The 12,037-nt window shown below is 73.6% G+C and carries 8 protein-coding genes; 1 reads left to right on the forward strand and 7 read right to left on the reverse strand.

Annotated features, from left to right (window positions below; all coding sequences use genetic code 11):
* Positions 1-8: 8 nt before the first annotated feature.
* From ACFV0O_RS12145 to ACFV0O_RS12175, 7 genes are all read right to left on the reverse strand, one after another.
* The gene (locus ACFV0O_RS12145; protein ID WP_380339883.1) at positions 9-1,277 is read right to left on the reverse strand and encodes a DUF4255 domain-containing protein; all 1,269 of its coding nucleotides are present in this window, start codon (positions 1,275-1,277) and stop codon (positions 9-11) included.
* A gap of 37 nt (positions 1,278-1,314) precedes the next feature.
* Entirely contained in the window at positions 1,315-2,004 is a 690-nt protein-coding gene (locus ACFV0O_RS12150) for a hypothetical protein (RefSeq protein ID WP_380339885.1), read from the reverse strand.
* Positions 1,997-2,728 (reverse strand): hypothetical protein, encoded by a 732-nt coding sequence (locus tag ACFV0O_RS12155; RefSeq protein WP_380339888.1) that lies wholly within the window; start codon positions 2,726-2,728, stop codon positions 1,997-1,999. The genes ACFV0O_RS12150 and ACFV0O_RS12155 overlap by 8 nt, the downstream gene beginning before the upstream one ends.
* A gap of 11 nt (positions 2,729-2,739) precedes the next feature.
* Positions 2,740-3,264 carry a phage tail protein gene (locus ACFV0O_RS12160; protein WP_380339891.1) on the reverse strand — a complete coding sequence of 175 codons (525 nt, stop codon included), beginning with the start codon at positions 3,262-3,264 and terminating at the stop codon, positions 2,740-2,742.
* A gap of 7 nt (positions 3,265-3,271) precedes the next feature.
* Complete coding sequence (locus tag ACFV0O_RS12165) at positions 3,272-5,176, reverse strand: phage tail sheath family protein (protein WP_380339894.1); 1,905 nt, start codon at positions 5,174-5,176, stop codon at positions 3,272-3,274.
* A gap of 129 nt (positions 5,177-5,305) precedes the next feature.
* Positions 5,306-5,791, reverse strand: a complete 486-nt coding sequence (locus tag ACFV0O_RS12170) for a hypothetical protein (protein WP_380339897.1) — start codon at positions 5,789-5,791, stop codon at positions 5,306-5,308.
* Positions 5,792-5,810: 19 nt separating this feature from the next.
* Positions 5,811-7,556: a peptidoglycan-binding protein gene (locus ACFV0O_RS12175; RefSeq protein WP_380339898.1), complete on the reverse strand. Its 1,746-nt coding sequence runs from the start codon at positions 7,554-7,556 to the stop codon at positions 5,811-5,813.
* 726 nt (positions 7,557-8,282) lie between these two features.
* Here ACFV0O_RS12175 and ACFV0O_RS12180 point away from each other — a divergent pair.
* Positions 8,283-12,037: acyltransferase domain-containing protein (locus ACFV0O_RS12180; protein WP_380339917.1), on the forward strand; the 3,755-nt coding region annotated here is incomplete at its 3' end.

The raw sequence follows: 12,037 nt of genomic DNA on the forward strand, positions 1-12,037 counted from the left end.
TCCTGTGGTCAGTGCGTCAGGTCCACGACCGGGCCGGTGAAGGCCCCGTCGCCGGACACCGTCAACTCGCTCGGCACGCCGTCCACCTGGATCCGGGCCAGGTACGCCGTCGGGCGGACGCCGACGACCGGCACCCGGACCTCGAACGGGTCGGTGCGCGGCAGCGGCGGCGCGGGTGCGCGGAACTGGTGGCTCGCCCCGGGCCGCCCGGCGGGCGGGTGCAACTCGTCCAGTAGCAGCAGGACTTGCTGGTCGTCCCGGAGCGGCAGGTCCAGCCGGACATCCAGCCGGGCCGAGACCCCGGCCGGTCCGTCGCTGCGGTCCGCAGTGCCGATCGGCGCGTCGATCCGCGGCTGCCGGGTGAAGGTCTGCACGTTGGACTCCACGGCGAGGTGCTCGGCGGCCGGTCGGCCGTCCAGTGCCAGCCCGTGCAGCACCTGCACCCGGAACACGCCGGGCGGCAGGTCCTCCGGTACGGCGACCACCAGACGGTCGTCCCGGACACCGCCCGGGTCGACCGTCACCCGGCGCTCGCCCAGCCGGGCCACCACCAGGTCCGCGCGCAGGCCGGAGCCGTCCACCACCAGCTCCCGGTCCTTGGTCACCGGCCCTTCCGCGGGGGCGCCCCGGGACCCGGCGGGCCGGGAGAGTACCCGCTCGACGACCGGTCCGCGGGACGGCACGGCCTGCACGGAACGGCGCAGCACCGGCTTGCCGGCCACCGGATCGGCCTTGCCCTCCACGAGGACGGCGGTGGCCTGGTAGGCCACGGACAGCGCGTACGGCGTCTGGAACAGCGTCATCCACAGCTTGGACATCTCGTCCACGTCCATCGGCGTGGGCGTGAAGCGCACCCGCTGCGGCGAGGCGGCCAGGTCCGTCCCCACCAGGTACGGCTGGGTGGCCGCCTCGTCGATCAACTGCCGGGACAGCAGCGGCTGTTCGGTCAGCGCCCGGACCACGCAGCCGAGCAGCCGCTGGCCGACCAGCTGGGTCTCCTCGCCGTAGCAGCTGATCAGGTAGTGCAGGTCCAGGGCGGCAGCCGGCCGGGTCAGCAGGGTGCCGTCGGTCGCGCGGGTGGGCGCGTCGCGGTTGCGCAGCGAGGCGTTGGGCGTGACCTGGTAGAGGAAGACGGTGATGGTCGGGTCGGTGGGCGGCTCGGTCGGCGGTTTGCGGGTGCTGACCTCGACCGCGAACGGGATGTCGGGCGAGAGCGCTCGGGTGATGAGCAGCCGCAGCGCCTCGCTCACGGTGGCGATCGCGAGGTGGTTGCTCACGGGTTCACCCCCTCGGTCATGTGCCCCACCCGCTCGGTCATGAGGTCTCCCGGTTGAGGTACTTGTCCAGGTCGAGGGCCGGGCCCGGGCGGGCGGCCGCCGGCTTGCGCGGTCCGGTCGGGGTGCGCTGGGCGGCCTTGACCTCGACCCGCCCGATCTGGACCCGTACCACCCGCTCGACCGGCCGTTGCCGGCGGCGGGTCCCGGTTCCGTGCACCTGGCCCGGGGCGGCTGCCGCGGCGGCCCGCCGTACGGACGCCGGCGCGGCGGCGGCCGTACGGACCGGTGCGGGCGGTGCCACGGTCGGCAGCTCGGGGGCGGCCGCCCGGTGCAGTGCGGTGACGGGCGTCGGTACGGCTGCCGGGCGGGCGTCCTCCCTCCGCAGCGCCGGCTCGACGGCCGGTGCGGCAACGGGGGTGACCGGTGGCGCGATCAGCAGCGGCGGGCGCGGCAGCGGAAGGACCGGTGCGACAGCCGGCCGGTCCTCACCGACCACCGTCCGCAGGGCCCTCTCGACGGGCGCCGCCGGCGGCCGGGGGAGTGGCACGGGAGCGGGTCGCCTGCCCGAGCGGCCCGGTCCGAACGACTCCTCGTCCACGACCGGCGGCGCCGGAGCGAGCGCGTCGGGCCGTTCGAACGGCCCCGGCAGGCGCGGGCGGACCCGTACCCCGGCCCGGTCCCCGCCCGGGTCGCCCTTCGCCACCAGGCGGTCGAAGTGGTCAGGCATCTGCACACAGCTCCAGGTAGTAGCGGCGCCGCAGTGGGCTGAGCGCCAGGATCTCCGCCTCGCTCCAGCCGTAGGCGGTGGCCAGGAGGTGGACGTCGAGCAGGGTCGACCGGGCCCAATCGTCCAGCTCCTCCCAGAGGTAGGAGGCGATGTCCAGCTCGGCGAGGGCCTGCTCGCCGCACTCGGGGCAGCTGAGGTTCAGCCGGACGTCCGCGCAGGGGTCGGCCGCGGCGGCGGCCTCGGCCACGCGCCGCTGGACCGGTTCGGGGAGCTGCCGGGCGGCGACCGGCTCCCCGCCGTGCTCGGCGGTCAGCACGCACCGCTCCAGCACCACGGCCCTGGCCCGGCCTGCGGGGGCCTGTTCGGCGGCGGCCAGGTCGCCGGGGGTGGGCAGCCGGAAGCCGACCTGCCAGCCGTCCAACTCCACCCGCAGCGGGCCGTCCGCCGGCCGCGCGGCACCGACCACCTGCCCGGCGTCGAAGGCGAACTCCATCTCCTCCGCGCAACTCGGGCAGCCGACCCGCACGTTGAGCCGTTCGCCGAACAGCTCCGCGCGCAGGCCGAACAGTTCGGCGTCCCGTCGGCCGAGCGGTACGGCCAGCAGTTCCTCCGGCCCGGCGCCCGGACGGGCGACGGTGTGCAGCAGCAGGGCCCGCCCGGTGCGGCCGGCCGCCAGCCCGGCCTCCCAGGCGGCCAACAGGGCTGCCTCCCCGGCGAGTTCCACCGGTCGGCCGCTCAGGCCGGCTGCTGGAACGAGGGCTCTTCCGGCTCGGGCGTCTCCTCGTCCCGCTCCCAGCCCTCCACCTCCAGTTTGAGGCTCTGGATCGCCACCGCGTTGGCGTTGGCATCCAGTTCACCGAGCGCCTGGTACTCACTCGGCCAGGCACGGTACAGCTTGTGGGCGACCGCCACCTGACCGGCCTCGTTGAGCACCTGGATCACCAGGTCCTTGCGGAAGTCCCGCAGCGAGACCTCCGCCCCGCGGCCCGCGCCGACCATCCAGACCTTGTTGGCCCAGCGGTCGAACTCCGGGTCGTGGGTGACCCCGCGCTCCAGGGTGACCGCCTCGAAGTCGGTGCGCCCCGGCGACTTGCGCGGCGCGCTCGGATCGCCCCCGCTGCGGTGCTTCACCACCTCGGTGGTGCGCTTGAGCGGGCTGATCTTGCTGATTCCGGCGACGACCCGACCGTCCCAGACGACCAGGAACTTGAAGTTCTTGTACGGATCGAACCGGTATGGATTGACGGTGAACTCGACCATGGAGATCCTAAACCTCGAACTGTCCGGCGAGCTGCTCGATCTTGACGATCACGAATTCCGCGGGCTTGAGTGGCGCGAATCCGACCACGACGTTCACCACACCGCGATCGATGTCGTCCTGCGTGGTGGTGTCCTTGTCGCACTTGACGAAATAGGCCGAGCGCGCCGACGTGCCCTGGAACGCGCCCTGCTGGAACAGCGAGTGCAGGAACGCGCCCACGTTCAGCCGGATCTGCGCCCACAGCCGCTCGTCGTTGGGCTCGAACACGACCCACTTGGTACCGCGGTAGAGGCTCTCCTCCAGCATCAGCGCCAGGCGCCGCACCGGGACGTACTTCCACTGCGAGCTGAGCGCGTCGGCGCCCGCCATGGTCCGCGCGCCCCACGCCACCGGGCCCACCACCGGGAACGTCCGCAGGCAGTTCACCGCGAGCGGGTTCAGCAGGCCGTTCTCCCGGTCCGTCAGCGGGACGGTCAGCGCGCGTACCCCGGGCAGCCCGGCCTCGGTGCCCGCGGGTGCCTTCCACACGCCCCGCTGGCCGTCGGTGCGCGCCATCACGCCGGCGATGGTGCCCGACGGCGGGAAGCTGCGCAGCCGGCCGGTGAGCGGGTCGACCAGCTCCAGGTGCGGGAAGTACAGCGCGGCGTGGTCGTTGCGCACCGAGTCGAAGGCGGACAGGCCCGCCCGGGCGGCGTCCAGCGTCGTCCACGCCTGCGGCGAGTCGACGATCAGGAACATCCGCTGCTCCACGCAGAGTGCCTGGGCGGCCGAGACGACCGTGACGGCGTCGTCCACGCTGGCGTAGCCGGCCAGTTCCGGCAGCACCAGCAGGTTGACGTCCGGCACGTCGCGCAGGGCCTGGATGCCGGTCTTGCCGGCCTCGCTGCCGATCAGGTCCGTCATGCCGGGGGCTCCGCCGTCCTGGCCGCCGGCGAGGGCGAGGACCGGCGGGTTGACCGAGCCCTCCAGTCCGAGGTTGTTGGCGGCCTCACCGAGGAAGCGCACCACGTCGGCCGGGTCGGTGGAGCCGGCGACGACCTGGAGCTGCCGCCCGAACACGCTCACCCGGGTGCCCGCGAAGGCCCGCTTGCCCGGGGCGTCGGGCAGGGCCCGCAGCTTGCGCTCCAGCAGCAGGGCGAGCTCGGGGACGGTGGTCGGCGCGGTGCCGTCCGCGGCGGGGTCGTGGATCGTGACGGTCCGCGAGACGTCGGCGATCTTCACCTGGATCTCGTGGGTGAGGTCCGGCAGGGTGGCCGCGAAGGGCTTGGAGACGGTGCCCACCGGGTCCGGACGGCTCTCCGCGAGCACCTTGACCCGGACGACAGTCGAGCCGCTGTTCACCACCGTCTCGGCGAACCGGGGGCCGGCAGCCTGGGTCGACAGGTCCGCGAAGGACTCCCGGACGGCGCCGGAGGTGTCGAAGACCTGGAGGTTGAAGGTCTCGGCCGGGGTCGGCGTCCGGTAGTCCACGGCGACCCGCAACGCCCCGCCCCAGAGCCCCGGCTCGACGGCCGTGACCTCCAGGGCCGGGGTGGCGGTGGAGGCCTGCGTCGAGCTGAGCGTGACGCCCGCGGCGGCGCCGGTGCCGGCCGCCGCGACCCGGACCACGATCCCGACCGAGCCCCCGTTGAGGAAGAACTGCTGGACGGCGTAGCTGACCGGGCTCTGACTCGCGAGTCCGCCGAAACGGCGTTCGAAGTCCGCGAAACTGGTGATGGTGACCGGCTGGTCGAGCGGGCCGCGCCGGGTGGCCCCGACGAAGGCGGTCACCGAGGTGCTCACCGCGGTGATGGTACGGACGCCGCTGGGAAGCTCTTCGATGTAGACGCCCGGATAGGTCGGTGTCGTCGGCAAATTCCCCCTCCGTTCACTTCGTGCATCAAGAGGCCGTGAAATGGAATCCGGATGCATTGGTGGCAGGCTCAGTCTCGGATTCAGGTGACAATTCGTCAAGACCTGAACAGAAAAGGCTAATTGTCATACCGGGCCTTTTCGGGGGTTGCGGAATTCGGCATTCCGCAACCCTTGTGCCGGTGCCCGTCAGCCGCCTTCGGGCAGGTTCCGGTAGTCGGGTCGGGCCGGCGTGGGGTCCGGCGGCGTCGCTGCGGGTGCGGGTGCGGGTGCGGGTGCGGGCGTAGGCGTGGGTGCGGGCTCGGGTGCCGGAGCCGGAGCCGGAGCCGGCGCGGGCGTAGGCGTGGGTGCAGGTGCGGACGGCGCAGGCGTGGGTGCGGCAGGTGTGGGTGCAGGTGCGGACGGCGCAGGCGTGGGCGCGGCAGGCGTGGGCGCGGGCACCGGCGGCTGGTAGGACGGCGGCCGGGCGGCCCCCAGGAACCAGCCCCAGCTGGCGCCGAACCGGTGCTCCAGGAACCGGAACGCGGCGTAGTAGACCGTGCCGAAGCCGGTGACCAGGGCGGAGGTGACGGAGGCGTTGTCGAGGTGGATGCCGAGCCGCGCGGCCTGCACCAGGAGGAACGCGACGATGTAGGGCACGCACGTGCGCCACAGGGACAGGGCGAGTTGGTACATCTGTCCTCCTCGGTCGACGTCAGCCGGCGACGGTGAATCCGTGCGCCTGGCCGAGCCGGGTCAGCGAGTCGATGCCGGGTATGCCGTCCGCCTGCTGCCCGCTGTACCCGTACCGGCGCTGCAGCGCGGAGTAGGCGTCGATGGTCCGGGTGCCGAACGAGCCGTCGGCCCACTGCCGGTCGAGCAGCCCCTCGGCGGCGAGGGCCCGCTCCACCGTGTACACGTCGTCGGCGTGCGTGGTGGCGCCCTGGGGCGCGTCCGGGTCCTGGCGGGCCGCCGCGACCACCCGCGACTTCGACACCTCGGCCAGCGGGATCGGCCCGCCGAGCAGCCGGCGCAGCGAGGACTCTCCGGGCACGCCGTCCGCGTCCCCGCCGGAGTAGCCCAGACTGCGCTGGTAGTCGGCGTAGTTGAGGGTGTCGGCGTCGGTCCAGTCCGGTCCCGGGCCCTGGCCGTAGTGCGAGCCGAAGCCCGCCGCCACCAGTGCCTCGCCGACGATGGTGACCTGCGGCCCGTGCGCGCCGTAGCCGTACGACAGGCCGCCGACGTCCTTCCGGTATCTGGCCGGGGTCGGGTCCGGGGTCGGGTCCGGCTGGGGCGCGGGCTGTTGGGGCGGGGTGACCACCGTGCCGGAGGGGCGCGGCGCACCCGACGTCACCCAGGCGTACAGCGACGGGCCGGGGCAGTCGGTCGAGTAGCCGTCCTGGTGCCCCTTGATCTCCGGGCCCGCCGGGCCCTGCTGCTCGCAGTACTCGATCGCGTCCCGCAGCCCGTTGAGCTGTTCCGGGGTGGGCACGGTCGAGCCGGAGGAGCCGACCAACCCGCACACCGCGTAGTGCGCCTCGTTGAGCGGGACGTCGCCGTTGGCGCTGTTGCGCCGGTTCAGCCCGCGGCCCTCGAACACGGAGCCGTGCTCGCAGACCACGAAGCTGTAGCCGATGTCCGACCAGCCGTCGTCGTCCATGTGCGAGGCCTGGAGGCGTCGTACGTAGGCCGGGCAGGTGTCGTGGGTGTCGAAGGTGTACGCCGTGCCGAGGTAGTGCACCTTCACTCCGGCGCGCGGACCGGCGTACGGGATCGAACCGTTGGGCTCGCGCCAGGGCCGCGCGCCCCACTGGTCCCGGTCCACCAGCTGCAGTCCCGGCCAGTCGGGCGACTGCGGCCCCGGGGTCGGGGCCGGCGCGGGCGGCTCGGGGTCCGGGGCCCGGACGGCGCCGGCCCACGCCCGCAACTCGTCCAGCGAGCCGTTGAACACGTCCGCGTCGAGCGGGTCGTCGCTGTACTGGTGGAAGCGCCAGGACGTCTGGATGCGCGGCGAACCCGCGGACACGTAGTCCGCTATCCACAGGAAGTCACCGGCGTTGTCGTCCGTCCGGAACCAGTAGTCCCGGTTGGTGTAGAGCCCGACCAGGCGGTCCGGGTAACGCTGCTTGACCGCCGCCAGCCACCGGTTCTTCGCCTCGGTCGCGTCGCCGTCGCCGACCGACTGTCCGTACGGCTCGAAGTCCAGCACCAGCAGCTCGCCCGCGGGGACCTGCCCCACGACCCGGCAGAAGTGCTCCACCTCGCCCTCGACCGGGTTCTCCGCGTGCAGGAAGTGGTAGTGCCCGACCACCAGCCCGCGCCCCCGGGCGTCCGCGAGCTTGTCGGCGTACCCCGACTGGCCGGTGTGGCCGCCTTCGGTGGCCTTGATGAAGACGAACTCCGCGTCCCCCGGAATGCCCGACTGGAAGTCGGAGACGTCATAACCCTTCGCGTATGCCATCAGGATGCTCCCCCTTTGCGCCGATGGCAGCCACGGCCGACCGGCCCCATCCCCCGGGGCACGCGACGTCGACCAGGGCGTCATGCCCACTTCACAGCACGACTGACTGAACGTCAACTCCTGTGATTTGAAGGTGTTCTGTGGGTTCTGCGAGCCTTCTGCGGCGGCCCGTTCTGCAGGCCCGTGCCACTGGCACATCCACCGGACGACACGCCGTGGCGAGGGTGTTCGGGGGTCCTGTCCGGTGGTCGGCGGGCGATGGTCGGGCCCGCGGAGGCGGCGCCCCGGCTGAGCGCCGCCGAGCGGATGTGCTCCGGCGCCCGGGCACAGTCGGCGCGGCCGCGGTCGCGGCGGGCGGGGTCGCGGCGGGCGGGGTGGAGGTGAACCGGGCGAGCGAGCTCCGGTTGCCGTGTCGGGGCAGCGGTGGTGCTCTCTCGGCTCCGGGCCCGGAGCGGTCCGCCGGAACGGACGGTCGACCCGCCCCATGGTGCGCGCGCGGGCCTCCCGCTGCTCCGCGACCCGCCCGCTCCCCGTGTCCACGTCGTGTCGCGGCCTGCGCTATCGAGCTGCTATGCGACTTGGGCAAGATCGACGTCGCAGGTCCGGTGGCGGTACACGCCGGGCATGACGAAGGCGTCCCGGTCGGCGCGCGACCCGTGCGAGCGGGCCCCCGCCACGGTCCGGCGACTGATGGTCCTGCTCGCCGTGAAGGAGTCCGAAGACACGATGGCGCACCCCGACGGTACGGAAGCACCACTGCTGTGGACACTGGCAGGCAGCGGCAAGGAGTCGCTGGCGGCCGGCGCGCGCGGCCTGCACGCGTACCTGGCCGGTCGTGACGACTGGAGTCCCCAGGACATCGCGTTCACCCTCGCGCGCACCGCTTCCGAGGGGAGCCGGCGGGCGGCACTGGTGGCGGACGGCCGCGACGGATTCCTGCGGCGGCTGGACGCGCTCGCCGACGGCAGGAGCATGCCCGGCCTGGTGGAGGGCGCCGCAGGGGCAGGCCGCCGGGTCGCCTTCGTGTTTCCCGGACAGGGCGCGCAATGGCCCCGGATGGCGGTGGACCTGCTGGACACCTCCACGGTGTTCCGCGCCCGGATGGACGCGTGCGCGCAGGCCCTGGAACCGTTCGTCGACTGGTCGCCGATCGACGTGCTCCGCGACCCGGACGCGCCGGGCACACCCGCCGCGGACCGGGCCGACGTGGTGCAGCCCCTGCTGTTCGCCGTGACGGTGTCGCTCGCCGCGCTGTGGCGCTCCCACGGTGTGGAACCGGCCGCCGTGCTCGGGCACAGCGTCGGCGAGGTCACCGCCGCCGCGGTCTGCGGCGCGCTGTCCCTGGACGACTGCGCGCGGGTGGTGGCCCTGTGGAGCCAGGCCCAGGCGACCCTGGCCGGGAAGGGGGACATGGTCTCCGTCATGGCCCCGGCGGGTGAGGTCGAGCCGCGGCTGCGCCGCTGGGACGGCCGCCTCGTCGTCGCCGCGCACAACGGGCCGCGGTCCGTGATCGTCTCCGGTGACCGCGACGCCGCGGCCGAACTCCTCGCCGACCTGGCCTCGGACGCGGTGCATGCACGGCGGATCGCGGTGGGCCTGGCGGCCCATTCCCCCCACATCGACGCGATCGTCCCCCGGATGCGCGCCGACCTCGCACCGATCCGGCCCCGCACACCGCATCTGCCCTACTACTCCGGACTGACCGGGGGACGACTGGACGTCCCGGTGCTGGACGCCGACTACTGGTGCCGCAACCTGCGCAACACGGTCAGGTTCCACCAGGCGACCGGGGCCCTGCTGCGGGACGGGCACGGCGTCCTGCTGGAGGTCAGCCCGCACACCGTGCTGACCTCCGCCCTCACGGACTGCGCGGAGGAACACGGTGCGCAGGCCGCCGTCCTCGGGACGCTGCGCCGGGACCAGGGCGGTCCGGGCCGGTTCCTGACCTCGCTCGGTGACCTGTACGTGTGCGGTGTCACCCCGGACCGGGAAGCGCTGTTCGCCGGGCAGCACGCCCGGGCGCGGGAACTGCCGGCGGCTGCCCTGGCGGCGCTCGCGGAGCCCGGCCCGGCGGACGCGAACGGGTCCGGCGGCGCGGGCGGTGACCGGGATGCCGGCACCGCGTTCCGCGTGGAGCTAACCGCATCGGACGTACCGGAGCGGCGTGCCGCGCTGGCACGGCTGGTGGGCGAGGAGATCGCCGCGCTGACCGGGCGGTCCGATCCGGTCCCCGCCGACCTGCCCTTCCTCGACCTGGGATTCGACTCCGTCACCGCCGTGGAGCTGCGCAACCGGCTGAGCGCGGCGACGGCGCTGCGCATCCCGGCGACGGTTGTCTTCGACTGCCCGACCCCGGCGGCCCTGACCGCGTACCTCTGCGCCGAGATCAGCGGCGGCCGGCCCGACGGGAACACGGACGCGGACGAGCCGGTGCGGCGGGCCGAGGACGACGACCCGGTGGTGATCGTCGGCATGGGATGCCGCTACCCCGGCGGTGTCGGCAGTCCCGACGAACTCTGGGAGCTGGTGTCGGCAGGTGCCGACGCCGTCTCCGCGCTGCCCGACGACCGCGGTTGGGACACCGCCGGACGGTACGACCCCGTACCGGGGACGCCGGGCCGGTACTACCAGCGAGAGGCGGGTTCGCTCGCCGGTGCGGCCGGGTTCGACGCGGAGTTCTTCGGCATCTCGCCGCGCGAGGCGGCGGCGATGGACCCGCAGCAGCGGCTGCTGCTGGAGACGACCTGGGAAGCGCTGGAGCGGGCCGGGATCGACCCGGCCACCCTGCGGCGGACCCCGACGGGCGTCTACGTCGGGGCGATGACCATGGACTACGGGCCCCCTCTCGAACAGGGCGCCGACGAGGGCGGCCACCTGCTGACCGGCAACACCGGAAGCGTCGCGTCGGGCCGACTGGCCTACACCCTCGGTCTGGAGGGAGCGGCGGTCACCGTGGACACCGCGTGCTCGTCCTCGCTGGTGGCCCTGCACCTCGCGGTACGGGCGCTGCGGGCGGGCGAGTGCTCGCTGGCGCTGGCCGGCGGCGCGACCGTGATGCCCACGGTCGGCATGCTCGTGGAGTTCAGCCGTCAGGGCGGTCTGGCTCCGGACGGCCGCTGCAAGGCCTTCGCGGCAGCCGCCGACGGTTTCGGCCTGGCCGAGGGCGTGGGGATGCTGCTGGTGGAGCGGTTGTCGGACGCGCGGCGCAACGGGCATCCGGTGCTGGCGGTGATCCGTGGCTCGGCGGTGAACCAGGACGGTGCGAGCAATGGTCTGACGGCGCCGAACGGTCCGTCGCAGCAGCGGGTGATCCGTGCGGCGTTGGCGGACGCGGGGCTGGTGGCCTCGGACGTGGACGTGGTGGAGGCGCACGGCACGGGGACGCGGTTGGGTGACCCGATCGAGGCGCAGGCGCTGCTGGCGACGTACGGGCAGGACCGGCCCTCGGACCGGCCGGTGTGGATCGGCTCGCTGAAGTCCAACATCGGCCATTCCCAGGCCGCGGCGGGCGTGGGCGGCGTCATCAAGTCGGTGCTGGCGATGCGGCACGGGGTGATGCCGAAGACGCTGCACGTGGATGGTCCGACGCCCGAGGTGGACTGGTCCGCGGGGGCCGGCCGGTTGCTGACGGAGGCCCGTGCGTGGGACGACACGGGAGGCCCGCGCCGGGCGGGGGTTTCCTCCTTCGGCATCAGCGGGACCAACGCTCACGTGATCCTGGAGTCTGCGCCGGCTGAGGATCCGGCCGGGGCGGTGGAGGGTGCCCGGCCTCCCGGGACGGTGGTGTGGCCGGTGTCGGCGCGCAGTGCGGAGGCTCTGCGGGCGCAGGCGGGGGCGTTGGTGGCACGGGTGGTGGCGGAGCCCGGGCTTGATAGGGCGGACGTGGGCTATTCGCTGGCGGTGGGGCGTGCGTCCTTCGAGCACCGTGCGGTGGTGTTGGGCGGGGACCGGAGCGAGTTGCTCGGTGGGTTGAAGGCGCTGGCGGAGGGGCGTTTGGCACCGGGGTCGGTGGCCGGCGGCGGGTTGGTTTCCGGTCGTTCGGTGTTGGTGTTCCCGGGTCAGGGTTCGCAGTGGGTGGGGATGGCTGCGGGGCTGTTGGGTGAGTCGGAGGTGTTCGCGGGGCGGATGGCGGAGTGCGGGCGGGCGCTGGCGCCTTACGTCGACTGGTCGTTGACGGAGGCGTTGGGCTCGGAGGCGCTGCTGGCGCGGGTCGAGGTGGTGCAGCCGGTGCTGTGGGCGGTGATGGTGTCGCTGGCGGAGGTGTGGCGTTCGTTCGGTGTGGTTCCGGACGCGGTGGTGGGCCACTCCCAGGGTGAGGTCGCGGCCGCGTGCGTGGCGGGCGGTTTGAGTCTGGAGGACGGGGCCCGGGTGGTGGCGTTGCGTTCTCGTGCGGTGGGGGTGTTGGCGGGGCGGGGTGGCATGGCGTCGGTGCCTCTGCCGGTGGGTGTGGTGCGGGAGCGGATCGCCCCGTGGGCGGGGCG

It is taken from the genome of Kitasatospora sp. NPDC059577 (assembly GCF_042735475.1).
Lineage (GTDB): Bacteria > Actinomycetota > Actinomycetes > Streptomycetales > Streptomycetaceae > Kitasatospora.